The 24,665-nt window shown below is 44.3% G+C and carries 25 protein-coding genes; 10 read left to right on the top strand and 15 right to left on the bottom strand.

Going from position 1 to position 24,665, the window contains the following annotated elements; translation table 11 throughout:
- Nucleotides 1-50: 50 nt before the first annotated feature.
- On the bottom strand, nt 51-302 hold the full coding sequence (locus BC8716_RS11620; protein ID WP_062746078.1) for an HPr family phosphocarrier protein: 252 nt from the start codon (nt 300-302) through the stop codon (nt 51-53).
- A 151-nt stretch (nt 303-453) separates the two neighbouring features.
- Here BC8716_RS11620 and BC8716_RS11615 point away from each other — a divergent pair, with 151 nt between their 5' ends.
- Nucleotides 454-1,158 (top strand): hypothetical protein, encoded by a 705-nt coding sequence (locus tag BC8716_RS11615; protein WP_094425846.1) that lies wholly within the window; start codon nt 454-456, stop codon nt 1,156-1,158.
- A gap of 138 nt (nt 1,159-1,296) precedes the next feature.
- On the opposite strand, the gene BC8716_RS11610 is transcribed toward BC8716_RS11615, so the two are convergent.
- Nucleotides 1,297-1,860, bottom strand: a complete 564-nt coding sequence (locus BC8716_RS11610; protein WP_094425844.1) for a VanZ family protein — start codon at nt 1,858-1,860, stop codon at nt 1,297-1,299.
- Between the two features lie 302 nt (nt 1,861-2,162).
- On the opposite strand from BC8716_RS11610, the gene BC8716_RS11605 reads away from it, so the two are divergent.
- Nucleotides 2,163-2,615: a MarR family winged helix-turn-helix transcriptional regulator gene (locus BC8716_RS11605; protein WP_094425842.1), complete on the top strand. Its 453-nt coding sequence runs from the start codon at nt 2,163-2,165 to the stop codon at nt 2,613-2,615.
- 23 nt (nt 2,616-2,638) lie between these two features.
- A complete protein-coding gene (gene paiA / locus BC8716_RS11600) occupies nt 2,639-3,160 on the top strand; it encodes a spermidine/spermine N(1)-acetyltransferase (RefSeq protein ID WP_094429243.1) in 522 nt (173 codons plus the stop codon).
- A 334-nt stretch (nt 3,161-3,494) separates the two neighbouring features.
- Here paiA and BC8716_RS11595 read toward each other — a convergent pair whose 3' ends face one another.
- The 6 genes from BC8716_RS11595 to BC8716_RS11570 all read right to left on the bottom strand — a co-directional run bounded on the left by BC8716_RS11595 (nt 3,495) and on the right by BC8716_RS11570 (nt 10,274).
- Nucleotides 3,495-4,463 (bottom strand): ABC transporter substrate-binding protein, encoded by a 969-nt coding sequence (locus tag BC8716_RS11595; protein ID WP_094425840.1) that lies wholly within the window; start codon nt 4,461-4,463, stop codon nt 3,495-3,497.
- A gap of 32 nt (nt 4,464-4,495) precedes the next feature.
- Nucleotides 4,496-5,281 carry an ABC transporter permease gene (locus tag BC8716_RS11590; protein ID WP_094425838.1) on the bottom strand — a complete coding sequence of 262 codons (786 nt, stop codon included), beginning with the start codon at nt 5,279-5,281 and terminating at the stop codon, nt 4,496-4,498.
- Complete coding sequence (locus tag BC8716_RS11585; RefSeq protein WP_094425836.1) at nt 5,214-6,056, bottom strand: ABC transporter ATP-binding protein; 843 nt, start codon at nt 6,054-6,056, stop codon at nt 5,214-5,216. The genes BC8716_RS11590 and BC8716_RS11585 overlap by 68 nt, the downstream gene beginning before the upstream one ends.
- A 287-nt stretch (nt 6,057-6,343) precedes the next feature.
- Nucleotides 6,344-7,675: a (Fe-S)-binding protein gene (locus BC8716_RS11580; RefSeq protein WP_251180259.1), complete on the bottom strand. Its 1,332-nt coding sequence runs from the start codon at nt 7,673-7,675 to the stop codon at nt 6,344-6,346.
- Nucleotides 7,672-9,084 carry a glycolate oxidase subunit GlcD gene (gene glcD / locus BC8716_RS11575; protein WP_094425834.1) on the bottom strand — a complete coding sequence of 471 codons (1,413 nt, stop codon included), beginning with the start codon at nt 9,082-9,084 and terminating at the stop codon, nt 7,672-7,674. Before glcD ends, BC8716_RS11580 begins: the two co-directional genes overlap by 4 nt.
- 74 nt (nt 9,085-9,158) lie before the next feature.
- Complete coding sequence (locus BC8716_RS11570; protein ID WP_169715943.1) at nt 9,159-10,274, bottom strand: CdaR family transcriptional regulator; 1,116 nt, start codon at nt 10,272-10,274, stop codon at nt 9,159-9,161.
- 224 nt (nt 10,275-10,498) lie between these two features.
- On the opposite strand from BC8716_RS11570, the gene BC8716_RS11565 reads away from it, so the two are divergent.
- Together BC8716_RS11565 and BC8716_RS11560 are read left to right on the top strand one after the other, a co-directional pair.
- A complete protein-coding gene (locus BC8716_RS11565; RefSeq protein WP_094425830.1) occupies nt 10,499-11,776 on the top strand; it encodes an MFS transporter in 1,278 nt (425 codons plus the stop codon).
- Between the two features lie 124 nt (nt 11,777-11,900).
- Nucleotides 11,901-12,728 carry an undecaprenyl-diphosphate phosphatase gene (locus BC8716_RS11560; protein ID WP_094425828.1) on the top strand — a complete coding sequence of 276 codons (828 nt, stop codon included), beginning with the start codon at nt 11,901-11,903 and terminating at the stop codon, nt 12,726-12,728.
- Between the two features lie 237 nt (nt 12,729-12,965).
- Here BC8716_RS11560 and manA read toward each other — a convergent pair whose 3' ends face one another.
- Nucleotides 12,966-13,928, bottom strand: coding sequence for a mannose-6-phosphate isomerase, class I (gene manA / locus BC8716_RS11555; RefSeq protein ID WP_094425826.1), 963 nt, complete (start codon nt 13,926-13,928; stop codon nt 12,966-12,968).
- A gap of 477 nt (nt 13,929-14,405) precedes the next feature.
- Between manA and BC8716_RS11550 the strand changes: the two genes are divergently transcribed.
- Together BC8716_RS11550 and BC8716_RS11545 are read left to right on the top strand one after the other, a co-directional pair.
- A complete protein-coding gene (locus BC8716_RS11550; RefSeq protein WP_094425824.1) occupies nt 14,406-14,675 on the top strand; it encodes an AbrB/MazE/SpoVT family DNA-binding domain-containing protein in 270 nt (89 codons plus the stop codon).
- The gene (locus BC8716_RS11545) at nt 14,672-15,004 is read left to right on the top strand and encodes a type II toxin-antitoxin system PemK/MazF family toxin (protein WP_094425822.1); all 333 of its coding nucleotides are present in this window, start codon (nt 14,672-14,674) and stop codon (nt 15,002-15,004) included. The genes BC8716_RS11550 and BC8716_RS11545 overlap by 4 nt, the downstream gene beginning before the upstream one ends.
- Before the next feature lie 117 nt (nt 15,005-15,121).
- Here BC8716_RS11545 and BC8716_RS11540 read toward each other — a convergent pair whose 3' ends face one another.
- The 3 genes from BC8716_RS11540 to BC8716_RS11530 all read right to left on the bottom strand — a co-directional run bounded on the left by BC8716_RS11540 (nt 15,122) and on the right by BC8716_RS11530 (nt 18,410).
- A complete protein-coding gene (locus BC8716_RS11540; protein WP_094425820.1) occupies nt 15,122-15,622 on the bottom strand; it encodes a hypothetical protein in 501 nt (166 codons plus the stop codon).
- Nucleotides 15,623-15,858: 236 nt separating this feature from the next.
- Nucleotides 15,859-16,464, bottom strand: coding sequence for a hypothetical protein (locus BC8716_RS11535; protein WP_094425818.1), 606 nt, complete (start codon nt 16,462-16,464; stop codon nt 15,859-15,861).
- 377 nt (nt 16,465-16,841) lie between these two features.
- The gene (locus tag BC8716_RS11530) at nt 16,842-18,410 is read right to left on the bottom strand and encodes an acetate--CoA ligase (RefSeq protein ID WP_094425816.1); all 1,569 of its coding nucleotides are present in this window, start codon (nt 18,408-18,410) and stop codon (nt 16,842-16,844) included.
- A 181-nt stretch (nt 18,411-18,591) separates the two neighbouring features.
- On the opposite strand from BC8716_RS11530, the gene BC8716_RS11525 reads away from it, so the two are divergent.
- The 3 genes from BC8716_RS11525 to BC8716_RS11515 all read left to right on the top strand — a co-directional run bounded on the left by BC8716_RS11525 (nt 18,592) and on the right by BC8716_RS11515 (nt 21,024).
- The gene (locus tag BC8716_RS11525; protein ID WP_094425814.1) at nt 18,592-19,119 is read left to right on the top strand and encodes a TetR/AcrR family transcriptional regulator; all 528 of its coding nucleotides are present in this window, start codon (nt 18,592-18,594) and stop codon (nt 19,117-19,119) included.
- Nucleotides 19,120-19,176: 57 nt separating this feature from the next.
- The gene (locus tag BC8716_RS11520; protein WP_254120777.1) at nt 19,177-20,334 is read left to right on the top strand and encodes an MFS transporter; all 1,158 of its coding nucleotides are present in this window, start codon (nt 19,177-19,179) and stop codon (nt 20,332-20,334) included.
- Nucleotides 20,335-20,523: 189 nt separating this feature from the next.
- Nucleotides 20,524-21,024 (top strand): DUF7878 domain-containing protein, encoded by a 501-nt coding sequence (locus BC8716_RS11515; protein WP_094425810.1) that lies wholly within the window; start codon nt 20,524-20,526, stop codon nt 21,022-21,024.
- A gap of 80 nt (nt 21,025-21,104) precedes the next feature.
- Here BC8716_RS11515 and BC8716_RS11510 read toward each other — a convergent pair whose 3' ends face one another.
- From BC8716_RS11510 to BC8716_RS11500, 3 genes are read right to left on the bottom strand one after another with little or no spacing between them, the layout of a single operon-like run.
- Nucleotides 21,105-21,899, bottom strand: coding sequence for a CYTH domain-containing protein (locus BC8716_RS11510; protein WP_094425808.1), 795 nt, complete (start codon nt 21,897-21,899; stop codon nt 21,105-21,107).
- Nucleotides 21,900-21,901: 2 nt separating this feature from the next.
- The gene (locus BC8716_RS11505; protein WP_094425806.1) at nt 21,902-23,005 is read right to left on the bottom strand and encodes an MBL fold metallo-hydrolase; all 1,104 of its coding nucleotides are present in this window, start codon (nt 23,003-23,005) and stop codon (nt 21,902-21,904) included.
- The gene (locus tag BC8716_RS11500) at nt 22,998-24,656 is read right to left on the bottom strand and encodes an ABC transporter permease (protein ID WP_094425804.1); all 1,659 of its coding nucleotides are present in this window, start codon (nt 24,654-24,656) and stop codon (nt 22,998-23,000) included. Before BC8716_RS11500 ends, BC8716_RS11505 begins: the two co-directional genes overlap by 8 nt.
- Between the last annotated feature and the right edge of the window lie 9 nt (nt 24,657-24,665).

Raw genomic sequence — 24,665 nt, 5'->3', positions numbered from 1 at the left:
TAATCGTTTGTTAAATAAAAAAACCGATGCACGTGGCACCGGTTTTTTCGTTATTTTCCTTCCAAAAATGTGCTTAATCGTTCAATCGCGGCTTCCTCATCTGCACCTTCTGCTGTCAACAACACGTCATCTCCTTTTTGAACAACGATGCTCATTAAGCCAAGAATGCTTTTTGCGTTAATCGTTGAAGATCCTTTCTTAAGGTAGACATCCGCTTTGTACTGCCCTGCTTCATGGACAAATGCCGAAGCCGCGTTCGCATGGAGCCCATGTTCGAGTCCGACCGTAACCGTTTTTTCCATCTTTTCCTCTCCTTTCGTCTCGAATCATCTATATGCAGCCTTCACTCGAAAATACCGAGGAACAAGAACTTCTTGCGAAAACAGTCATTGTTGCCAAACGGACATCATAAAAATAAAACAACTGGACAAGAACAAGGAAAGGCGGGATAGTATGAACCAAAAGCAATGGCTTGCCCATATTCAGTCTCTGGAAGTGCTCGTTGAACAAAACGAACAAGCACAAGGAGAAGAGAGGCAATGCCTGGAACAGTTTCAGCAACTGACAAGCGGGCCGCTGCGTCACTTTTTTCTCCCACGCTATCTGAACACATGGTTTGCTTGTGCAATCATTCTATTCCTTTTTTCCTTTCACACGTTATTTGGCAATAGGCTGATCGCTGTATTCCAACTCCTTTCTTTGCCTTTCTTTTTATACAAGGCGTTGTTGTTTTTAGCCCTATTCATTTTAACGCCTCTTTTCTTTTACTTTGCAGGAATGTATGGTATCAACCGACTCATTAAACACAGCCGCTTGTATAAGCAGAAACTAGAACACGCAAAGCAACGGTTAGATTCGGCAAAAGCAGCTTCCAGAGAAACATTTCAACAGCTTGTTTCCGAAACCGATATTCCACCTTACTATTTAAAGCCCTATGCTATCCAAAAATTTAAAATGTATTTCCTTCACCAGCGGGCAGACAACCTTAAAGAAGCAATCAACCTATTTGAAATAGAAAAGACATTTGAACTCCATCAATACGCGATGTTCCGGTTTCATGGCGAGAAAAAAGCATACCGTGCTTTTGAAAAAGCGCTCCACTTTGAAAAGCACAAAAAAACGGCTGCACTTGTGCAAAACCTGAAAAACAACCATTGATTAAAAGACAGCAATCATGCTGTCACATGAACATCTTTACACGGCAGCGTACAGAACAAATCAGCAAATCCAACGCACAATAACAACAAAGCGGCAGCCTGCGATATCGCTGGGCTGCCGCTTCTTTCTGCGTCTTTGCTAAGCGCGTTGCCGTTGCCTGCGTTCCATTCTCGTCCGCGGCTCCTGGCTTACTGGAGGAAGCGTTCGGCTTTGCCTCATTTTTCGAACAGACACCCATACAACAACAAGGAGAATGCCTGTTATTCCACCTACTGTATCCAATAAAACATCTTCCACTAATGGCGTGCGATCTGGTACAAGCGATTGCCTGTACTCATCGAAGGAAGCATAACCAATAACGAATATAAGGGCGAAAAAACTTGCAAAGCGCAGGCGGAAGATGTACGCAAACAACCGGCAAGCCAAAGCGCCAATCACAAAGAAAGAAACAAAATGGGCCCCTTTGCGCAAGAAAAATTCAACAAACGCTTCTACGCCTGTATAAGCAATGCCAACTGGCCTTCCGCCATAGACAAAAGAAATCTGGCCGATAAATGTCTGTTCCAGCCACGATAGCGGCAGCCTGCTAAGGATGCCCCTCATGTCTTGGTTGGCGTATGGTGTGGAGCTTGAATACGCAATAATGCCAATAGCTGCGGCTAGCAGCAAAACAACAACAGCAATTTTAACAAAACGCGACATGGCCTCTCCTTTCCCGTTTGCTGTACGTGCCTTTCTCTCTATGCAAACCGATCTAATGTCGTTGCTCCATTATAGCTTAAAATCACGAGGCAATGGCGTGAAAAATATCGGGAAACTGTCTAATGATGTTCATTTTGTTTTTAGAGATTCACTTAACTTAAAGCCTATGTGTGGCTCGGAAGCTTTGCTATCGATGACGACTTTATAATCATTTTTTATTGCAAATACAATAAAATTCGAGTAAAATGAATACATCATTTTTGTTGCATTTACAACAAAATAATATATAAGGAGTTTTAATAATGAAGGAAATTCTCCGTGAGATTGGAATGATAGCAAGGGCATTAGATTCTATCAGCAATATCGAGTTTAAAGAATTTGACCTTACAAAAGGACAGTATTTATACCTTGTGAGAATCTGTGAACACCCAGGCATCATTCAAGAAAAACTAGCCGAGATGATAAAAGTAGATCGTACAACCGCAGCTCGCGCGATAAAGAAACTGGAAAAGAACGGTTTTATTGAAAAGAAGGAGGATGCACATAACAAAAAAATAAAAAAACTCTTTCCTACACAGAAAGGGGAGCGTGTTTATCCTTTTATAAGAAAAGAAAATGATTATTCCAATACCGTTGCCTTAACAGGATTTTCTGAAAGTGAAGCAGAAACCATTTTTCATCTACTGCAAAGAGTCAGAAAAAATGTAGAAAAGGATTGGGAGTTTGTAAAAAAGGGCAACAAGAGACATTATTGATTTGTAAAGGGTGGACAAATAAATTGACTATCACGATTAAAAAGTGCACATTAGCTGATTTGCAATTACTTCAAGACATTAGTTATGAAACATACAATGAAACATTTAAGGATCATAATACACCCGAAAATATGAATGCCTATTTGAAAAAAGCATTTAACGAAAAACAGTTAGAAAAAGAGTTAGCCAACCGTTCCTCGCATTTCTTTTTTATTTACTTTAACAATGACGTTGCGGGATATTTAAAGGTTAATATGAATGATGCCCAGTCTGAAGACATGGGGGCTGAATCACTTGAAATCCAAAGGATCTATATAAAGACCAAATACCAAAAGCTTGGACTTGGTAAATATTTGTTAAATCAAGCGATCGAAATGGCAATCGAACGGAAGAAGAAGAACATCTGGCTCGGCGTATGGGAAAAGAATCACAATGCTCTTTCTTTTTATAAGAAAATGGGGTTTGTGCAAACAGGAGCACACTCATTTTACATGGGAGATGACGAACAAGTCGATTTCATCATGAGCAAGACACTGACGGATTAAATGGCCTTGTGATCGATCCCCCCTAAGCATGAGACAATTGTATTGAAAAAGATAGCTTCTAATGAGATCAGTACGTCACTGCTCTTCTAGTAACATAAAATAAATATTGTCATTTACACGTTTGAATCAACAATGGAAGAAACGAGCAAATGCTTGCAGTTGGACAAACCATGTATGGAAAATACGTGGCTAAATGCAGGCGTCAAGTGCTCTCTCGCTCTATTATGGTCGCTGTTTCAAAACGGACTGAATCCTAAAAAAAATAGATTTTACGATTCAGTCCGTTTCGCTTGGCTACCTCAAATTAGAAAACTTTCCTTTCCAGCAATTGTTTTTACTTTTCTAGATAGCTTAAATCAACCAATCCGTCAATATCAGTTGAACTCATATTGCCTGCCTCATGGGCAATTTCGGCCATCTCTTGCAAAACTTGTTCATTAACGTCAACGGTTGGGAACAACCGCTCCATTGATTGCTCTATTTCTGCTATGTTCAGCTCGTTCCCCGTTTCTTCCTTGATATGGCTGACAAAAATGCCGGCTGCTTCTTGAGGTTGCTCTTGGACAAACTCAACCGCTTTTTTGTGCGCGCGCAAATAGGCCCGTGCTAACTCCTCATTGACATCGAGAAAATCATGCGTCGCTACAACAACCGTGTTGGTAGATTCCTCTCCCCACGCAAACGCATCAGCGTCCAACAAAAAGCGAGCCCCTGTTTGTTCCTCCAAATAGCTGCCCCACGGTTCCTGGGTCGCTGCCGCTGCCACGTCCCCTTGGTTAAACAACGTCGACGTATCCGCCGGCGCTTGTGGAATGAGTTCTACCTCCTCGGCATCAACCCCTGCATCCGCTAATGCTTTACGGAGCATGACATCCTGCGTCGAACCAAGTGTCGGCACTGCTACCCGTTCCCCAGCTAAATCAGCGACTGTCTCCACACCAGCATCTTCACGGACCATTAACACAGCTCCGCCATTGACTGCACCAGCAATAATCGAATGGGCGGGATTGGACGTATACGTATTCATTGCTGGCCCTGGCCCGACTGTGCCGATGTCAATCTCATTTGTCGACATTGCCTCCATAAAAGCGCTGCCGTCTGGAACAGTCATCGTTTGAATCGTCGTCTCCTCGCCAAATTCTTCATCAAAATAGCCATTTTCCAACGCAATAATGGTAGCAATGTGGGTGAGATTCGGAAAATAACCAATCCGAACTTCCCCTTCTGTTGCGCCTTGGCCGCATCCTGCTAAGGCAAGCGCTGCCACGCAGGCAAACGCGCCTGCTTTTATGATTCCTTTCATTCGACTCTCCCCTTCTTTATCAGGTACTTGGTTTATAGACTTGGCTTCAAGCCCCACTTTTTCTGAACAGATCGTTCAGCGCGTAAAAACACGAGATTATCCATTAACGTGCCAATGATACCGATGATGATCATGACCGACAAGACGAGATCCATTTGCTGGAGCGAGCGCCCCATATTAAGCAAATACCCTAACCCGCCTGAACCACCTAGCAGCTCACCAGCCATAATTGCCCGCCAAGCGAAAGCCCAGGCCATCCGCAAACCGGAAATCAAGTGCGGGACAGAAGCGGGCAACACAACAGTCCGTACGAGATGAGCCCCTGATGAGCCAAGCGTCCGTGCTACATTCAAATACAAGCTGGGCACGTTTTTAAAGCCGGTGCTGGCGCTTACTGTCATTGTCCAAGTAGCTCCGATTGTAACAATAAACAAAATCGATGCATTGCCTAAGCCAAACCAAACAATCGCTAGCGGAAACCAAACAATGCTTGGAATCGACTGCAACGCCGTCACCAAAAAGCCGAGTGTGTCGTCTACCCATTTGTAGCGGGCAATCAAATAACCGAACAAAAGGCCAAGAGAAATCGCTATTGCAAAACCGATCAACAGCCGTCCGAGCGTGAGGCCCGTTGCTGTTAACATGCGTCCGTCCGCAATGCCATTGATAAGCGTTCCAACTACGGTAACGCCGCCTGGATCATTCGGCAAAATCAACGGAGGAAAAAGGAAGGTTGGAAAGAAGCCGCTTTTAGATATGATCTCCCATATAGCTATGATCGCCGCGACGAATACGGTCCGTCTTATAGCTGTAACCATCTCCAAACTCCTCCTTCAACACTTTTTCCATCTCGTCTTCAAGTTCTTTCATGATCCTTCTTTCCAAATCCACTAGGTAACTATCTGCTGGGTCACGAGGCAACGCCGCTTGAACGGTAAACTCTTTTTTTATTCGCCCAGGTCTTGTTCCCATTAACACAATTCGATTGGAAAGCATGACCGCTTCGCGGATATTATGAGTAATGAATAAAATCGTTTTGCCTGTCTCTGCCCATATTTCCAACAGTTCTTTATGGAGGACCATTCTCGTTTGCTCATCAAGAGCGGCAAAAGGTTCATCCATGAGCAAAATATCAGGATCCATCACAAGCGCCCGTGCAATCGCGACACGTTGCTTCATTCCTCCAGATAGCTCATGGGGATAAGCAGTGGAAAAGTTGCCAAGATGCACCATTTTCAAACCTTCACGTGCCTTTTCTGCACTTTCTTGATTGGAAAAGCCTTTTAATTTTAGTCCATACGCAACATTTTCAAGCACATTCATCCATGGAAACAAACCTGCTTCTTGGAAAACAACAACACGGTCGTTGCCAGGTTTGTTTACTTGCTTCCCATTGACGAACACGTCGCCGCTCGTCGGCGAGTCAAGCCCAGCAATTAAGTTGAGAATCGTCGATTTTCCGCAGCCTGAAGGGCCGAGAAGCGAAACGAAGTCGCCTTCGTTAATCGTCATGTCAATATCATTTAAAACGTGGAGTGTATCGTTTTTGCCTTTGGCAAATGTCTTTTCCACATGGCTAATTTTCACTTGCATTGCGATCCTCCTTTTAACCTATAAAACCAAGATTATTAATAAGGATAGTAACATTTATTCATTTTAATGGAGCGAGCTTTCACCGTCAACGGTTTCATTCCCTTAATCATCGCCGTAAACGCAAACAAGCCTTGCTAGGACATCCTAGCAAGGCTTCAGACTGTAGACAAACGCTCGCATACTTCGTCGTTTGTCTCGGTCATATGCTCATGAACCCCCGTTCTATTCGCATCTTCCCTCGCCTTCACTCCTCGTCTGACAAGCGTTTTCTATCAGTCTGAGCGAGGTTATTGAACCGCTTCTGCAAGTAAATCGACGATATGGACAGCCTCCATTTTTTGTTGTAAGCCTTCGCGTTCAATGCCAAGCTTCATTTGCAAAAGGCAGCCAGGGTTCGCTGTGACAACTGTCGTTGCTTCCGTCGCTTTTGTATGTTCCATTTTCCGGTCAAGAATTTGCATCGACATTTCCGACTCAATGATGTTGTAAATACCTGCTGACCCGCAACAACTATCGGCTTTTTCCATTTCGATCAATTCGACCCCTTCAATTGCCTGGAGCAACTGCCGGGGAGCAGAGGCTGTTTTCATGACATTGCGTAAATGGCACGAGTCTTGGTAAGTGATCCGCTGGGAGGCCAATTTCAGCGGCACGCGCTCATGAAAGCCGACTTCTACTAAAATTTGCGAGATGTCTTTCATCTTGGCTGTAAAATCAGCGGCACGCTCAGCATAATCACGGTCTTTGCTAAGCAAATGACTATAGTCTTGGAGAAAAGCGCCACAACCGCCGGCATTTGAAATAATGAAATCGGCGCCGCTATCCTCAAAGGCATCAATGTTTTTGCGCGCCATTTCTTGCGCCTTTGCCTTCTCGCCGCTATGGCCATGGAGGGCGCCGCAGCATCCTTGGCTATCTGGGACGACAATACGGCAACCAGCCTTTTGCAATAACATAATCGTGTTTTTGTTGGTTTCATAAAACATCGTATCCATTAAACAGCCTTTGAAAAAAGCAACTGTAGCAACAGGCGCTTGCTCTGCTTCATATACACGTTTGTGTGCCTTCCGCTCTTTTTGAGGAAGGACGTTTGGCATCGCCCTTTCCATTGCCTGCATGCTCTCTGGAAACAACTTCATAAACCCTATTTTCCGGGTAATGTGTTGCAGTCCGCTACGCTGGTAAAAGCCAACAAGGCTCATCGCTTTTTCCATTCGGTTTTGGTGGGGAAACAACCCTTCAAACACAGTTTTGCGCACCGTTTTGACACCAGCAGAGTGAATCGAATGGTCTTCAAAAATGTCACGGGCTTCTTCAAGCATATGGCCATAGTTTACGCCTGCAGGACAAACAGGTTCGCAAGCGCGACAGCCCAGGCATAAGTCTAAGGAGCGTTTGACTTCCTCATCTGGGGCGATCAAACCGTCATGGACCGCTTTCATCAGGGCAATGCGGCCCCGAGGCGAATGTGCTTCTTGATAACCTGTCTCCAAATAAGTTGGGCAGTGTGGCAAACAAAACCCGCATTGCATGCAGTTAAGGAGCTCCGTTTCGTCCATCCGTTTTGCAAAATCAGCTTGAATCGCCTGCTCCCGTGCCGTCATTTCCACTTGGCTCATTGGCTCACCACCACCCGTTTTCTTGTTTCCTTCGCAAACAGTTTTGCCGGGTTCATAATATGGTTTGGATCAATCGCTTGTTTGATCGCGCGCATTAACGCAATCCCTTCCTCTCCTAGCTTCCATTCCAAATAAGGGGCTTTCATCATGCCGACGCCATGCTCGCCTGTAATCGTGCCGCCAAGTTCGATCGCCTTTGCAAAAATAGCAGCAAATGCTTCCTCGACTCGGTGCATCTCCTCTTCATCGCGGACATCCGTTAAGCACGTCGGGTGCAAGTTGCCATCTCCAGCATGCCCAAACGTGCAAATCGTCACATTGTATTCTTTGGCAATCTCGTTAATTGCCCGGACCATATTCGCCACTTCTGAGCGGGGCACCGTTGCGTCCTCTAAAATCGTTGTCGGCCGGAGCCTTGCCAGCGCAGACAATGCTGCACGGCGGGCTGCCGTCAGTTCGAGCGCTTCTTCTTTTGACGATGCGACTTCAGCCGAAAGCGCTCCTTCATTCAAACAAATCTCAGCTATATGCTGAATGTCCCGTTCGACCACTTCTTTTGCTCCATCTTGTTCAATGAGCAATACGGCTTCAGCATCAGTCGGGAGCCCGATTTTCGCAAAATCTTCCACCGCTTTTAATGTTGGCTGGTCCAGAAACTCAAGCGTAACGGGAATAATGCGGTTGGCAATAATGGAAGAAACGGACCGTGCTGCTGCTTCCATATCAGAAAACAAAGCAAGCATCGTCTGTTTCGTCTCCGGCATCGGCACAAGTTTTAATGTCGCTTCTGTAATAACGCCAAGCGTTCCTTCCGCTCCAACAAGCAAGCGCGTTAAGTCGTAGCCGGCAACGTCCTTCGCCAATTTCCCGCCGGTCCGGATAATATCACCATTTGGCAACACCGCTTCAAGCGCCAGCACATAATCGCGGGTCACGCCGTATTTTAACCCACGCAAACCACCAGAGTTTTCATTAATGTTGCCGCCAATTGTAGAAATTTTCATCGAACTTGGGTCAGGCGGGTAGAAAAGCTGCTTTTTTTCAACAGCCTCAATCATATCTAATGTAATGACACCTGGTTGTACGGTTACTGTTAAATTATCCTCATCAATTTCAATGATTTTGTTCATATGTTTGAACAGCAGAACAATGCCGCCTTCTGTCGGCACAGTCCCTGCGCATAAATTCGTACCTGACCCCCTTGGCACAATCGGGATCTTTTCCCGGTTGCACACTTTGACCACCTCAGCAACTTCCTCGGTCGAGCGCGGCGCGACTACGGCGTCAGGAAGGGCTTGAAAATTCGGGGTGGCATCATAGGAATAGACAAGGCGGCTCGCCTGAGACGTTTGCACATTGCCATTGCCGACAATCTTCTCCAATTCTTCTGTTATTGCTTGAGACAGCATGCTCTCATCCCTCTTCCTCTTTTGTTCTTAATCTCTTAAGCTTACAAAATCGGAAATCGCTTTTCTATAGGAGCTCATGCAAAATTATCGCCGTTCGAATCGGCTTTCTTTGTAGAATCCTCCAAAAACAAATGGGCCAAATAAAACAGAACAAAATCCTCGCTCTTTCGTACATCTAAACCTGTATGCTGTTTAAGCTTGTGAAAACGGTAATGGAGTGTGTTGATATGAACATGAAGGGCTTCTGCTGTCCGTTTCAACGATTGGTCGTTCTCTAAAAAAGCAGCCAATGTCCCTAAAAGCTCTTGTTCATCGCCGACTTTTTTTAAAACCCGTTCAACAAAGCGTGCTTTTGTATCAGCAGGAATTGCCTCTACACACAGTTCCAACTTCAACTCATGTTCAAACACGAAACGGTTTGTTTTTCTTGCTGCCGCTAAGGCCGCTTGCGCTTCCGCGTAACTCTTCTTAATCTCATCAGGCGGCAACGCCCTGCCGGCGCCTCCCCACCAGCTCCCGCCAATGTCGAGCGTTTCCACCAATGTATGGACAGTCGCTTTAAGCGCAGTTTCTGTCTGCGGCGAGCATACAAGCAGAACCTTATTTCTTTCCCACGGGATGGCAATCATTCCTTTTCTCTGTTCACGCCACTGCGCCAAACCGCGCCAGTGGATCGTTTCATCCAACCCTGTCTCAATCAGGACAATTTGTTTTTCGGTTTGCACATCAAGGGAATGGGCCGCTGCTTGCCGTTTTAAAGGCTCAGTCAGCGCCCCTGCTTCAAGCCACTCTTGCACAAACCCTTGCAGAGCACGAGTTTGCCATTGCATTTGTTCCATCATATGTGCTTCCTGAATGAGCAATTCTGTCATCCGCCGCAACAATTCGCCGTACGGCTCCATTTGCTCAGGTTCTCCAGTTATGCCAATCACGCCTGCTACTTGCTGAAACACAACAATTGGCAAATTAAGCCCTGGCTTGACTCCTTTTAAATGGTTTGCGTCTTTGGCTGTAATAAGACGTTTACGCCGTTCGGCCATGCATAGGCAGGCGCCTTCATGAAAAGTGCCGACTCGGTTCGGGTCGGTGCTGGCAATAATGTAGCCGTCTCTATTGACAATGATGAGATCTTCTTTTATCAATTGCGACGCTTCGGCTATAATTTTTTGTGCAAGCACATCAGTCAGCAAAAATCGCCGCCCCCTTTTGTCATCGTTGTCCTTACAGTTTATCATGCCCAACTGTGTTTGGCCTATTTTGCAAACGCTACAGCCTATCTGCTTAGGCAAACATTTTAATAGAAGTCAAACATGTCTTTACAATCACTGTATATACTTATAGCATGTACGAAAAACATATTCTTTTCTATGCAGCCACAGCTTAACGATAAACAACTATGCCTGGAGGATAATCAATGAAAACAATACGGTTTAGTAAACAAGAAAAAAGCTGGATGCTTTATGATTGGGCGAACTCGGCCTATTCGATTATCGTTACGACAGCAGTGTTTCCACTCTTTTTTAAAGCGGTTGCAACTGACTCAGGCCTGAGTGACGCTACGTCAACGGCGTATCTTGGCTACACGATTGCGATTGCCACATTCATTTTGGCGATGCTAAGTCCGATTTTAGGGACGATTGCTGACTACCAAGGCTTGAAAAAACGCTTTTTTGTATTCTTTTTTTCACTAGGCGCTGGTTCTACCGCTTTGCTTGCGTTTGTGCCTGGCGATAACTGGCTTATTCTCCTTATCCTTTATACAGTGACGGCAGTTGGCTTTGCTGGCGCCAATGTATTCTACGACGCTTTTTTAGTCGATGTAACCGAAGAAAAACGAATGCATGATATCTCTGCGCGGGGCTATGGGCTCGGCTATATCGGCAGCTGCATCCCCTTTCTCGTCAGCATTGCTTTGATTGTATTGGCACAGTTGGAAATCATTCCACTCTCTTTTTATGCCGCAAGCAAAATCGCTTTCTTAATTACCGCCTTGTGGTGGGCTGCTTTCACGATTCCGATGCTTAAGCATGTGACGCAACGTTATTATAAAAAACGGGAAGCAAAACCGATTGCCAATAGTTTTAAACAGCTTGGCCAAACATTCGCCGAAGTGCGCCAATACAAACCGTTGTTTTTATTTTTGTTAGCCTATTTCTTTTACATTGACGGCGTAGGCACGATTATTCGCATGTCTACTGCTTACGGCAGTGATGTCGGAATTAGCGCAACCGATTTATTAATTGTCTTATTTGCCACGCAAATCGTAGCCGCGCCCTGTTCAATCCTTTACGGCAGGCTGTCACAGCGTTTTACAGGCAAGAAAATGCTTTATGCCGGCATTTGCGTCTATATCGTTGTTTGCGTGTATGCGTTTTTCTTACGGACCACGCTTGATTTTTGGATTTTGGCGATGCTAGTTGCCACTTCACAAGGAGGCATTCAAGCATTAAGCCGTTCCTATTTTGCAAAACTCGTTCCTAAACAGAAAGCAAATGAGTTTTTTGGCTTTTATAACGTATTCGGCAAATTCGCCGCCGTGATGGGCCCACTCTTGCTCGGGCTCACGACGCAATTGACAGGCAACACCAATGCAGGTGTCTTTAGCCTGATCGTATTGTTTTTAATCGGCTTTGCTTTGCTAGCAAAAGTGCCTGAACCGAAAGACGAACAGCGCCATTCATACGCTAGTTAACAACGTTTAAAAGATGAAGCAATTTGACAATCTCCCATCAGAAATCGACAAGAATAAACACGCCTTCTTCTTATAAAACGTGTATGATTTAGCTTGAAAAGAATCGATAGAATGGAGACTTGCGATGGACGTTTGGGAATGGGTTGTTGCCGCTATCCTTGGCCTAGTCGAAGGATTGACGGAATATGCGCCTGTGTCATCCACAGGACATATGATCATTGTTGATGACTTATGGCTTAAATCAAGCGAGTTGGTCGGGTCACAAAATGCCTATGTGTTTAAAATTGTGATCCAGCTAGGATCGATCTTGGCGGTCGCGCTTTTATTCAAGGAACGCCTATTGCAACTGGCGGGCTTTAAAAAACAAGCAACCACCGCCAGCGAAGGACGTGGTTTAACGTTAGGCAAAGTGATCGTCGGCTTGTTGCCAGCTGCAGTGCTTGGTTTATTATTTGAGGACAAAATGGAGTCGATTTTCCATGTCCGCACTGTCGCATTTGCTTTAATTGCCGGTGCTTTTCTAATGATTGCCGCCGATTTTATAAACAAACGGAACAATAAAAAGAAACAGCAAGTAGACGATATTTCTTACAAACAAGCACTGGCGATTGGGCTATTCCAATGCCTTGCCCTTTGGCCAGGCTTTTCCCGTTCTGGCTCAACGATATCAGGCGGCGTCATGCTTGGCTTAACACACCGAGCAGCAGCAAACTTCACCTTTATTATGGCGATCCCGATTATGGTTGGCGCTAGTGCGTTGTCACTGATCAAAAACTGGGACGCCCTTGAGATAAGCTTGCTGCCCTTTTACGCAACCGGCTTTATTAGCGCCTTTCTCGTTTCACTTGTTGTAGTCCGGTTCTTTTTAAAGCTGATTAACAAAATCAAGCTTGTCCCGTTCGCGCTGTACCGGATTGCCCTGGGATTGCTGCTGTTGTTTTTGTTTTCATAGAAATCGTAAGCAAGCGAATGCGTTTAGGCATTCGCTTGCTTTGCCGAAAGTCGATTCACTAGGAACAGAGCACGCCTACTGACTTTAACGTTGTCTGTGCTTAGTCTCTTGTGGCCCTAAAAAAAAGAAACCTTTTCTGCGATTTTCCCAACAAAAAAACTGGCCAAGCATGGCCAGTCGTATTCAGTTAGCAGGCTTTATACACTGTTAACAAACTCATGAAAAGTCCTCGTTTTTTTACGTGTGGCTTAAAATCGCCTCAATGTGACCGTTGATTTCAAATGATATCGCTTGTACAGGCAAAATGAAATGGTCGCCTTTGCCAAGCGCATACGGTTTTCCGCCAACTACTAGCTCTCCCTCGCCACTGATGACGCTTACGAGTACATAAGGGGCTTGAAACGCCGCCTCCCATTTTTCCTGCACAACTGCTTTATACACTGTAAAGAATTCTGTTGCGACGAGGCGAGTGAGTGTGTGGCTAATGCTTTTTTCAAGCGTTTCAGTGTTTGCTTGGTATGGCGCGTGTGGAATCATCGCGACTTCCTGCGCCTTGTCTAAATGCAGCTCCCGCTTTTTCCCATCTGCCCCTATCCGGTCAAAGTCATATACGCGGTAAGTCGTATCTGAACTTTGCTGTGTTTCCAAAATCACACTTCCAGCGCCGAGGGCATGGATCGTTCCACTTGGTACGTGGAAAAAGTCGCCTGTTTGAATAGGAATGCGGCGGAGGAGCTCGTCCCATCTTCCCGCTTCAACCATTTCTGCAAACTCCGCTTTTGATTTTGCCGTATGGCCTAAAATCAATTCCGCCCCTTGTTCCGCTTCGACTACATACCAGCACTCAGTCTTTCCGTATGCTTCATGATCCTCCAATCGCTTCGCTTGCTCGTCATTTGGATGGACTTGTACAGATAAATCTTCTCTTGCATCCAATAGTTTTACGAGCAACGGAAACGTTTCACTCGTTTTGCCGCCAAACAAGTCGCCATGCTGATCCCATAGCTCCGCCAACGTCTTACCTTTTAGCGGACCTTTTGCCACTTTGCTTTGCCCATGAGGGTGGGCGGAAATTCCCCAACATTCCCCAGTCCGCTCATAGGGCAAATCATACCCGTACGCCGCTAGTTTTTGCCCGCCCCAAATCCGTTCTTGCAAAACAGGCTCTAAAAAAATCGGTTCCGATTTGGCATGTTCCATACATTTTCCCCTTTTCCGCCTTGATGTTATGTATCGCCCCTCTAGTATAAAACATCTTTGTAGGGAAGATAAGCCCTTGTGGATTGGAGCTACAGTACTATTTAGAACTATTCACCTAATTAATTTCATAGTTGGTAATATATTCATCAATCTAGGCTTATTGTGGGGTTATTTTTAGTTTGTACGAAATAATATCGCTTTCGATTTAGCTACCATTTCTTGTTTATCGTTATAAATCGAACATTCTGCGTGAATTAACGTTTTTCCCTGTTTTTCAATTTTGGCATTTGCCATTAAGTGTTCTTATCCTTGACTAGGGATGTAAAAACGATTCCAAGGGCATAGTCATCCAATAGACAACAAGAATAAAAAGAAAAGGCCATCCAAAGCCACCTCGTTTTCATTAAAAAAGAATAATTCATCTCGTTAAGGGGAATGAATACAATAGTATATACAGTGTTTAAACGAGGTGGTATAATGGACAAAAGCGAAAAAAGAGAGGTGTCTAAGTTGGCTACAGTACAAATGTGGGGAAATAGTTTAGGTGTTCGCATACCGCAAAAAACAGCAATATCCCATGGCGTCACAAATGGATCAGTTGTTGAAATTGTCGATACAGAAGAAGGCATTCTGTTACGACCAAAAAAGAAGAAACTGACGCTAGAAGACCTACTGGCACAAACAAAAGGAAAAACGCCCCCTTCGGAAGTTGACTTCGGGCGGCCAGAAGGCCGTGAGTTACTATGACATCGCGTATCCCAGAAAAAGGCGACCTTGCGTTTTTAGATTTCAATCCACAATCGGGTGTTGAACAAGCAGGGCATCGACCCTGTCTTGTTTTAACACCTTCTTCATTTAATCAGGCAACAGGGTTAGCAGTTGTTTGCCCTATTCGAACTAGAAGTCACGATTGGCCTTTTGAAGTAGAATTACCGAAAGATTTAGCGATTGAAGGATATGTTTTAACTGATCAACTCAAAAGTTTGGATTGGAAGACCAGAAATTTAAAGGTGAAAGATCGAGCACCCGAACACGTCATGCAAGAATGCTTTGATAAAATTCACACCTTCTTATAACTACATAGAATCCTTACCCCTTGCCGCTTCTTAATCCCGGCATTAATTAAACATACAAGCAAGCAAAAACCGCAAAGACAACTCTTGGCGGTTTTATTTGTAATGAAGATTACACGATCAACCGAAATGGGTTTCAAGTCCCCAAAACTTCTTTCCTTTAAATTCTTTTAATTCGTGGGACACGTTACAGGTGAAACTCTTTCCTTTTTTACTTTTCGCTGTGACCATAACCTTGCCACCAGCCCGTAAATCTTGGATCTCTTTTTGGGTGAACTTATAGCCCGAGAACTCTGGCTTAAACGGCGCGTTTGTGCGTGTGAATTCGCTCGGGTCCTTACGTGGTGCGAAAACGGTTAATTCTACATTTTCTTCTTCAACCACAAAAGGTTCTTCACTAAAGGCAAAAAAGAATTGGGAATCCGGATCATAATGAAGCGGTTCGCCACCTAACGAAATTGACTCAATCTCGTGTTCGCTTAGCACTTTTCCAAACAATACATGAACCCCATCTAAAGTAAGCAGCTCATAAAAGAAGTCGCCATCACCAGCAAAATCCCAATCGCTGTCACTGCTCTCCCAAACATACTCATCCTCTTCTTTTTTAATTGAAACAAACAAAATCCCTGACCTCTTCGATAAGCGCTCATCTCCTGCTTATCTGATATTTGTTCACTTTTAAGCAGTTGCGCTTCTTGAAACTCATCTAACTCGTTGAGATACGCTCTTGTTTCGGCAAAGCTATTGAAATGTTTTTGCTCACAACCGACAAGCAGTAACAAAGCAAACACAGCGATCCGCAAGGTGCTCTCCCCCTCCATCCTCCATTTCACAGCTTTAGAAACTCCTACACATTTTTATAAGTGTAAACCTTGATCCTTATTTTCGCGAATCTTATCTTTCGATTCTTTAATGACGTTCATAGAATCATTTTTTTTGGAAGTAGAAAAGGTTACTTTGATAATCTCATCTATTTTCTTCAGGACGTCATGAGTTCCATATCCGACAAGAAATCCTAAGCTTATTTGAAAGTAAAGTGATTGAGGATCAGGTTCATTTACGTTAGAGAAACCTACAAAGCCAGCATTTAATAATGAAAGGATTATTACAGCTAATACCCCTCCTTGGAGGGGGCGAAAGAAATACCAAAATAACCACACTTTCACATCAAATCTATCTTCAAATTCTACAGTCCGTTGCGTACCATCTGACGTCAGTCTTCTATAAAGTCCTCTAGCAGCATAAAAAGCTCCCCCAAGTAAACCTGCAACAAAAACACTAAAGGATAATATGTAGAACGAAGCTTTAGGATCACCTTGATGTACTAAATTGTTGAGAAGTAAATCTCCATAAGGTGAAAATAATAGACTCAATGCAAGAGCAATTAAGCCAATTAAATAACAAACTATTACGAATATCAACAACCACTCTATTAATGTGTAACCTGCTCTCCGCTCCTCCATACTAACCTCTCTCTAAATATAAAATTTCTAAAACTGTTTTAACAATTCATTAACAACTAATTCTACATTGGAAAACCAAGGTAAGCAATATGATGTTGAAATAGCCAAGAATAGATCTACTCCCTAACCGCTCCTCAATGCTTACCAAAATATAAAAAGTAGCAGTTACATACGTCCAAAAACGTTTAGGAGACTTAAAGCAGGCCATTGATGACTATATCTATTTTATCATGGCGAACGATTCAAGAAGATAAAACGGCCTTCCCCCAATAGAATACAGGGATAAAGCCGCTTGGTCACCTTTTCATTATCTATTTAACGAGGGCGCTCACATTCTTGCCCAAAAGTCTGTTCCCGTTATCAAAACGCAAAACCACTTAAGATTCGCTTAATTGCCGGAGCTCGATCCTTCTTATCTTTCCAGAAATCGTTTTTGGCAGTCCGGCTACATATTCAATTGCCCGTGGGTATTTGTATGGGGCCGTTTCACGTTTGACAAATTCTTGCAGCTCTTTTGTCAGCTTGCTTTGATCGTCCGTTGGCCGATTGAGTACGACAAACGCTTTGACAATATGGCCGCGAATTTCGTCTGGGCTGGCGACAACGGCACATTCTTTCACGGCTGGATGTTTCGTTAATGCATCTTCGACTTCGAATGGCCCAATTGTGTACCCTGAGGAAATAATAATATCGTCGCTTCGTCCTTCAAACCAAAAATAGCCTTCTTCGTCCCGATAAGCACGGTCGCCTGTTAAATAATATGAACCGCGATAAGCGGCTTTCGTTCTTTCTGGATCTTTGTAGTATTCGCGGAACAATGCAGGCGCGTCTTTATGGACGGCAATATCGCCGACCTCGCCAATGCCTGCCTCCTCTCCAGCTTCATTCAATATGACAACACCGTTTCCAGACGTTGGTTTGCCCATTGAACCAGGCCGCGCTTCCATGCCAATCATCGTGCCAATTAACAACGTGTTTTCGGTTTGCCCGTAGCCATCGCGCACCGTAATATCAAATTGTTCTTGAAATGTGGCAATCACTGCTCGATTAAGGGGTTCCCCTGCTGAAACCGCATGCTTGATGCTGTGAAGTTTAAAAGAAGAAAGCGCCTCTTCTTTCGCCAACATCCGGTATTCAGTCGGCGTCGCGCAAAAAACATTAATGCCATATTCATCGATTAATTGCAGATACGTTTTTGCCTGAAAAGGGCCATCGTAAACAAAGGCGGTCGCCTGCTTGCCGACTATCGATAGAAAAGGACTCCATACCCACTTTTGCCAGCCTGGGGCCGCAGTAGCCCAAACAAGGTCTCCTGTTTCCACACCGAGCCATTCGGTTGCAGCGGTTTGCAAATGGGCAAAGGCCCAAGCTTGTGTATGGACAACGGCTTTTGGGTTTCCAGTCGTGCCAGACGTATAGGGCAAAAACGCGATTTCCTCTTTATCCATTTCTCGTTCAAAGGAAGCGTTTTCATTTTTCATTCGATCATCCACATTTTCCCAGCCGCTCGATGCTTCGCCAAACACCCACTTTGCAATTAGGCCGTCGGTGCTGCCATCAGAAATTTTGTCGATTTCGGCTGTAAATCCTTTGTAAGCAAGGACGCCTTTCGCCTGCGAATGGCTAAGCCGGTAAGCCAGATCTTTCGCTCGCAACATCCCTGAACACGGAATGATGACAAAGCCGCCTTTCAAACAAGCAAGGTAAGCTGCATACGCCTCTGGCACGCGGGGAAAAAGCAACAACACCGGGTCGCCTTTTTTAAGACCGCTTCGGCTTAAGGCATTTGCGAGCTGGTTCATCTTTTGAATTAAGTCCCCATACGTCCATTCTAGTTTGTCACCGGCCTCGTTTTGCCAAATAATTGCTTTTTGCGTCCTGATCGCTTCCCGTTCAAGCATAGCTGCTACGTTATAACTTTGCGGCGCTTGCAACACCTGTCCCATCTGTATAAACTCCCCCTTTCATTTAGCTATATCATACAGAATATTTCTTATTTTGGGTAGTTGAACAGTAAAGATCGGCTCTTGTTAATCGATTCAAAAAAAAATGTCCCAAAATCATTTGAATCATTGCTTATAATATGGTAAAGATAGAATGATCGTTCTATATAAATGAGGTGTGAAAATGAGCGAAAAGAAGAAAGCGATTTTAGAAACAGCAGAGCGTTTATTTGATAAACATGGATTTCATGCTGTCGGAATGAAACAAATCATCGAAGAAGCAGGCGTAGCTTTAATGACTGTCTACAATCATTTTCAATCAAAAGAGCATTTAATTGTTGAAGTGTTGAAAAGACGGGAAGAAAGATATATGGCTTCGTTAAAAAGACATATGAAAAGTAGCTCTTCCATTGCTGTTGCCTTGGCCACCGCCCATATGGATTGGTTGCGGGCCAATGATGCAAATGGCTGTATGTTTCTTCGGGCAAAGGAAGAGTATTCATTGCACCCTGATCACAGGGACATTATTGATTATGCCGACAAACACAAAAGACAGTTAATGGCATTTATGGTCGAGCAAGGACTTACAAAGCAAGAAGCAATACGCCTTGTCTTACTGTTTGAGGGAGCAACCGCATTCGCAGAGGTACTAAATATGGAGGACGTTGCCCAAGAGCTTCATTATTCTGCCGAGCGTTTGTTTGAAAAGTAAGCTGCTTGCTTACTTGCCTAAAAATATAATGATCGTTCTATCTAAAAGGAGTTGAGCATGATGTGGTCCATTGTATTGCCAAGTCTAGCGATAATTGCAGTGACGTATGCACTGGCTCGTTTCAGCTTCGGGTTATTCTTGCCAGACATTGCTGGTTCTCTCGATCTAAGCGCAGCAAATGGCGGATTTATTGGCGCACTTGCGTTTGCTTCCTACACACTTGCGCTAGTTGCTTCTTCTCGTTTGATCCGTTATTTCGGGCAATACAACATTATGTTGGCTGCTGGTATGAGCGCTATCGTCGGCATGCTTGGCATTGCCTTTTCGCCAAGCTTCGCTTTTTTGGCCATCGCCGTATTTATCGCTGGGTTAGGAAGCGGTCTCGCTTCCCCTGTATTGAGTCAAGTGGCGTATGCCAAACTGCCTTCCAACCAGTTAGATCAAGCCAACACTTGGATCAATAGTGGCACAAGCATTGGTCTCATCATAACCGGGCCTGTTGTATTATTGTTTTCCGAACATTGGCGATTATCGTATCTTATCTTCACGGTTATTGGAATCATTGTCTTAATATGGGCAGCCCGTTCGATTTCCCCTGACCAAAACAAAACGAAGCACCCAACGCACATTTCAAATGGGCGTTCTATACTTTCTAGTGCAACGCATTTGCTAGTTTCATCTTTCATCATTGGCTTAAGTTCCTCGATTTACTGGACCTTTTCAAAAAGCTACCTAACATCGGTCCCGTTTACAACCGCAAACGAGAGTATTGTCTTTTGGATGCTTATGGGAAGTGCCGGCATTTTAGGGGGAATTGCTGGAGGGGTTATTCAAAAAATCGGTTTAACTTGGTCTTACCGATTAGCCTTACTGATTATGCTCGCCTCCCTCATCATCCTGCTCTTGCCGAGCCGGATCGCTATTTATGCTTCTGCCAGTATGTTTTGCAGCTCCTATATTTTTTTAACTGGATGGTTTATTGTGTTGGCAACCCGTATTTTCCAAAGCTTTCCCTCGCTTGGGGTTAGTTTATCGTTTCTTGCTTTAGGCATTGGACAATCGATCGGCTCTTTTTTCGCCGGAAAAACAATCGAGCTCACTTCCTATCCGTTTGCCTTTATCCTTTTCGCCACGATTGGCATCATCGCTTTGTTTATACCGGTTGAAAAACGGATGACAGAAGGGAAGCACAAACGTTTAACAGGCAATCTGTAAACAAAGTAGATCAAATTGACTCCTACAAATATATATCATGCCTTTGTTGTTGAGATTCTTCTGATAGTTTCTGCGGTTCCATGCATGAGAAAGGGATGCAAGTCATTCAATATCCGATTATAATAATTCTTATTCGTTTTCTTCCTTTTCGCATCATCATTCTATCTATTAAAGGAATGGTGGAAATTTATGAATGCTGTGGACAGCCAATCCACTCAAATAAAAATGGAATATCAGTTCACTAGTGACAGAAACGGGATTACTGATAAACAGAGAAAAGACGTTTCTGCGATTTTAGATGTCAGTGCCCGATTTAAAATTTTTATCAACGACGACCTTTACTTTGATCAAGAAGAGTTCCCCATCCTCGAGTTTTATAAATACTTGTATAATTGGAAGAAGGCAATCGATCAGTCTAAAAGAGCGCAGGAATTTCATTATTATACGTTGGAGTTTGATGAATACGAAGACGGGGCGATTCTCTCGATCATTCCTTTTGGCGATAGCGCTAGACTGAAATCGATTTGGGCAGAACAAGAGCTCTATCATGTATTTGACCTAGACTACTTGATTCAAGCGTTTTTAACATTAGAGAAAGACTTAAAGCGAGATATTGAAGCGTATTTCCCTATCAAACTAGATAAATTCATAAAACATATTCCCGCCGCTGTATTCGAATGGGACAGTTGATCAATAAACAGGCTCTTCTTATCCATTGTTAGATAGGAAGAGCCTGTTTAAAGTACTTCTCTTATTCACACTGATCGCTTTTACCGATCCATCACAAAACTCGTTTTTGACGTTTGGTCGGCGCTTAACCAGCCAGATTCTGTTAAGCCATAGAGCCAGGCAGCTTCAATCGCGTCCGCTTCTGCTGGATCTGGCGTCTTCGTGGATAGTTCTGCCAGCAACTCGCCTTGATACGACCAGATTTCCAGATCGGCATCGATTCCGAGATATTCGCCTTCATAGGTCTTCACCAATGCTGGCCCGTACGAAATGGAACGGCTTAATGTAGCGTCATACCAACTCGTGTCATCCCAACCTGCATATTTTTTCGGTGCTTCTTTTCTGAAAAGGGCAATCACGCTTTGTTCGTCAATCCCTTCAAAATGAATATCGTCGGTCTTTTTAAATTTTTCTTTTCTGCTAATGGAGAACGTGTCTTTCCCTTGTTTACGATCATTTTCAAACTTGTAATTTGACATATCGCCGTGAAACCCCCGCAACGTTGCTTCGTTTATCGCCTCGTCAACCGTCCTATTCGGAAACACTTTTTTATAAGTTAGATCGGTTTTCTTATCGCTCCCATACACACGCAACCGGTGAATGTAGCCGTTTTCGCGAAACTGTTGCTCGGGCGTATCAAAATAATAAACGTTCACGTCTTCATCGTGGACAGCATGGAAAGCCGATACGATCTCGTCTTCATTGTCAAATTGATCAACGTCGAGGTTAAACTTTACTTCATAGCCTGGAACAATCGGACTATTGGCTTGTGCGCTGCTTTCAGCAGCAAACACGGCAACCAATGCAAGAGCGGCAACAGCCATCGTTTTTTTCATTGTCATACGCCTCCAATATGTTTTGATTGATAATGAGGAATCTGCGAAAGCAAATGGCGCAAGTCTTTCTGCCTGCTGTGAAAGAAAAGGTACTGCTTCGCTTTGACAAACTTAAGCAAATTATGCGTGTCAGCTAGATCAGGATGGGATTTATAAAAAGATTGAGCAGCCAAATCGCTCGTTGAAATCGGGACACACCCAACAACAGGCTGTTCAGAAATATAAATGCCTGGCCGTTGGTCTGCTGGCTCAAAACCAAACTGAACCCGTTCGCTTTGCAACATTTTTTTAAAAGCAGCTTGCTGAGCACTGTTGATGTTATCGCCAAACTGCAAATAAAGATGTGCGCTTTTTTCAAAAGAAGCTTCAATAAAAAAGATTCTGTCTGGTAGGTTCGTATAGAGCAAGTACATTAAGTCAAACGCTTTGCCTGAAATCGAAACGGGAATCGTATAACGTCTAGCAGGGTCATGCACGGAAGCAAGAATCGCTTCCATACTCTTTTCCCTTGGCATCGTGATGCCGCTATGGCCCGTATCAAGCAAAGCGACGTCGTAACCCATTTTTCTAGGGTAATCCGTTACAAGCAGCGGCGATTCAAGTGACATATCGCCGGAAAAGAAAATCATGTGTTTTCCGACTTGTAATACATACCAAACGCTACCAAGCATATGGCCGCTATACCCCCATGTAAAAGACAAGTGATCGGATAGTTTCGTCCACTTCCCTCTTGAATTGCTAGGGAACGATTGGAAGCGGAGCTTGTCAACATCACTGCTTGAATACGGCGAAACATCCGCTTTCTTGCGCCAGACGCTTTTAATCGGTTCAATCTGGGCAAGGCTCGCCTCGCTCAGCCATATCTCTTTCGTAAATCCTTTTGCTGCGAGCAATGGCAAAGCGCCGACATGGTCGTTATGAACATGGGAAATAAACACAACATCAATGGTAGAAGCTAGTTGCTCAGTAATTGCAGGAAATTGTTCTGGTTTTCCATTTTTGACGCCGCAGTCAAGCAAAATCGTTTGATTGGTCGCTTCCTCTTTAAGCAAAAAACAGTTGCGACCGTATTCGCCGACTCCCCCTAACGCCGTTACTTTAACCATGTTGCTTTACGAGCGCCTTTCGCTGCAGCCATTCGACCACATATAAAAACACGACTGTCATTAATACGGTCACCACAGCCATCGCCATCCCGAGGGAAACGTTTCCTTGTTCAAATTGGCTGTAAATAAACGTAGCGCCTGTTTGAACAGATGGTGGAAGAATTAAAAGCGAACCAACTAACTCGCGCATCGAAATAATAAACGTCATGATCCATCCGGCCAAAACACCTTGTGCGAGAAGGGGGAGCCATACTCGCACAAGAATACTCGCTGCCGTCGGCCCATAAATGGAATTGGCATGGTCAATCGATTGGTCGAGCTGTGATAATGCTGCCTTTGTGTACTGGACCGAGTAAGGCAAAAACAAAACAATGTACGTGAGAATCGGCATCCATTTCGTATTGTAGACAGTGGCTGGCAGCCAACTTGCATTCCAAAATAAAATCAAGCCAACAACAAAGACAATGCCTGGCACAATATTTGGCAACAAACTTGTCAAATCAATTAGTTTCTGCCGCTTAGAAGAAGCATTTTTAACATACAACGCCGTGAAGAAACCAAGCAGCGAGGCAATTGATGCAGCAGCAAACGCAAACCCAACGCTGTTCATAAAAGCGTGATAGCCAGATGACTGGAATGAAAACAGCTCTACGTAATGACCAAACGTAAGGTTTGACCAACTTAACCCATCGCCGCGGACATCGAGCAGTGAAGTGGCGACAATCGAGAAATACGGAATGCCGATCGATAACAGCAGAATCACGCCCGTAAACACATAAGCACTAACAGTGATAGGCCACGATTCAACTTGTCTTGTTTGCATAGACGACTTGCCAGAATGAATGCCGTATGCAAATTTCTGGCTAACAAGACTTTGCATATACCAAACAGCCATGCACACACCTAATAGCACAAATGACAACGACGTTGCTGCTGGAATATCGACAGGCCAACGGGACAAGTATTGATGGATTTCCGTTGTGAAAACAGGATAGCCAATCCGTTTTCCAAATGTCGCCGGCGTGCCGAACTCCGCTAATGTTTTAATAAAAATAAGCAATGCCGCCATTACGTAGCTGGATAAGAGCAATGGCAGAACAACACGGATCCAGTTGCTGATTGGGTTCGTCCCATATACGAGCGCTGCGTCTTGAAAAGAACCATTCATTCGGACTAGCGCATTTTTTAGCATCAAATACAAAAACGGGTATAAGTGCATGCTCATAATAAAAACCATGCCCGCTATGCTAAAAAACGATGACGGCGCTGCTGTTGCAAACAGCTGCTCGTAATAGCCATTGTTTTGCATAAACAGAATCCAGCCCATGGAACCAATATAAGGAGGCGTCATAAATGGAATCGTAAAGACGAGATCTAGCCAATCGTGCTTGGCCAGCCTTGTTTTGGTTCGGATTAACGCAAGAGGAAGGGCGATGCACGTCGTTGCGGCGATTACATACAAACCAAGCAAAAACGAATGGCGCATCGTTGACAGAACTCGGCCATGTTGTAGCGTAGCCAAAAACGTATCGAGAGAAAACGAGCCATCTCGGAAAAATGTCTGTACGAATACCGCAAACAACGGCGCTGCCGCCAATGCTGCAAGCAATATGAGCAATGCGCCAAACGAAATGTGTTTCCTGACAACCATTATGAATCC

It is taken from the genome of Shouchella clausii, from assembly GCF_002250115.1.
GTDB classification, from domain to species: domain Bacteria; phylum Bacillota; class Bacilli; order Bacillales; family Bacillaceae_D; genus Shouchella; species Shouchella clausii.
This window is presented reverse-complemented; position numbering and strand designations above follow the sequence as displayed.

What these genes read in the sequence shown, in the direction of transcription:
- BC8716_RS11545 (WP_094425822.1), top strand. Translation starts at nt 14,672, where the DNA reads ATGACATCGCGTATCCCAGAAAAAGGCGACCTTGCGTTTTTAGATTTC.
- BC8716_RS11565 (WP_094425830.1), top strand. Translation starts at nt 10,499, where the DNA reads ATGAAAACAATACGGTTTAGTAAACAAGAAAAAAGCTGGATGCTTTAT.
- BC8716_RS11590 (WP_094425838.1), bottom strand. Translation starts at nt 5,281, where the DNA reads ATGGTTACAGCTATAAGACGGACCGTATTCGTCGCGGCGATCATAGCT.
- BC8716_RS11620 (WP_062746078.1), bottom strand. Translation starts at nt 302, where the DNA reads ATGGAAAAAACGGTTACGGTCGGACTCGAACATGGGCTCCATGCGAAC.
- BC8716_RS11580 (WP_251180259.1), bottom strand. Translation starts at nt 7,675, where the DNA reads ATGAGCCAAGTGGAAATGACGGCACGGGAGCAGGCGATTCAAGCTGAT.
- BC8716_RS11525 (WP_094425814.1), top strand. Translation starts at nt 18,592, where the DNA reads ATGAGCGAAAAGAAGAAAGCGATTTTAGAAACAGCAGAGCGTTTATTT.
- BC8716_RS11510 (WP_094425808.1), bottom strand. Translation starts at nt 21,899, where the DNA reads ATGAAAAAAACGATGGCTGTTGCCGCTCTTGCATTGGTTGCCGTGTTT.
- BC8716_RS11550 (WP_094425824.1), top strand. Translation starts at nt 14,406, where the DNA reads ATGGACAAAAGCGAAAAAAGAGAGGTGTCTAAGTTGGCTACAGTACAA.
- BC8716_RS11595 (WP_094425840.1), bottom strand. Translation starts at nt 4,463, where the DNA reads ATGAAAGGAATCATAAAAGCAGGCGCGTTTGCCTGCGTGGCAGCGCTT.
- BC8716_RS11605 (WP_094425842.1), top strand. Translation starts at nt 2,163, where the DNA reads ATGAAGGAAATTCTCCGTGAGATTGGAATGATAGCAAGGGCATTAGAT.
- manA (WP_094425826.1), bottom strand. Translation starts at nt 13,928, where the DNA reads ATGGAACATGCCAAATCGGAACCGATTTTTTTAGAGCCTGTTTTGCAA.
- BC8716_RS11535 (WP_094425818.1), bottom strand. Translation starts at nt 16,464, where the DNA reads ATGGAGGAGCGGAGAGCAGGTTACACATTAATAGAGTGGTTGTTGATA.
- BC8716_RS11515 (WP_094425810.1), top strand. Translation starts at nt 20,524, where the DNA reads ATGAATGCTGTGGACAGCCAATCCACTCAAATAAAAATGGAATATCAG.
- BC8716_RS11500 (WP_094425804.1), bottom strand. Translation starts at nt 24,656, where the DNA reads ATGGTTGTCAGGAAACACATTTCGTTTGGCGCATTGCTCATATTGCTT.
- BC8716_RS11610 (WP_094425844.1), bottom strand. Translation starts at nt 1,860, where the DNA reads ATGTCGCGTTTTGTTAAAATTGCTGTTGTTGTTTTGCTGCTAGCCGCA.
- BC8716_RS11585 (WP_094425836.1), bottom strand. Translation starts at nt 6,056, where the DNA reads ATGCAAGTGAAAATTAGCCATGTGGAAAAGACATTTGCCAAAGGCAAA.
- BC8716_RS11615 (WP_094425846.1), top strand. Translation starts at nt 454, where the DNA reads ATGAACCAAAAGCAATGGCTTGCCCATATTCAGTCTCTGGAAGTGCTC.
- BC8716_RS11520 (WP_254120777.1), top strand. Translation starts at nt 19,177, where the DNA reads ATGATGTGGTCCATTGTATTGCCAAGTCTAGCGATAATTGCAGTGACG.
- BC8716_RS11530 (WP_094425816.1), bottom strand. Translation starts at nt 18,410, where the DNA reads ATGGGACAGGTGTTGCAAGCGCCGCAAAGTTATAACGTAGCAGCTATG.
- BC8716_RS11560 (WP_094425828.1), top strand. Translation starts at nt 11,901, where the DNA reads ATGGACGTTTGGGAATGGGTTGTTGCCGCTATCCTTGGCCTAGTCGAA.
- glcD (WP_094425834.1), bottom strand. Translation starts at nt 9,084, where the DNA reads ATGCTGTCTCAAGCAATAACAGAAGAATTGGAGAAGATTGTCGGCAAT.
- BC8716_RS11505 (WP_094425806.1), bottom strand. Translation starts at nt 23,005, where the DNA reads ATGGTTAAAGTAACGGCGTTAGGGGGAGTCGGCGAATACGGTCGCAAC.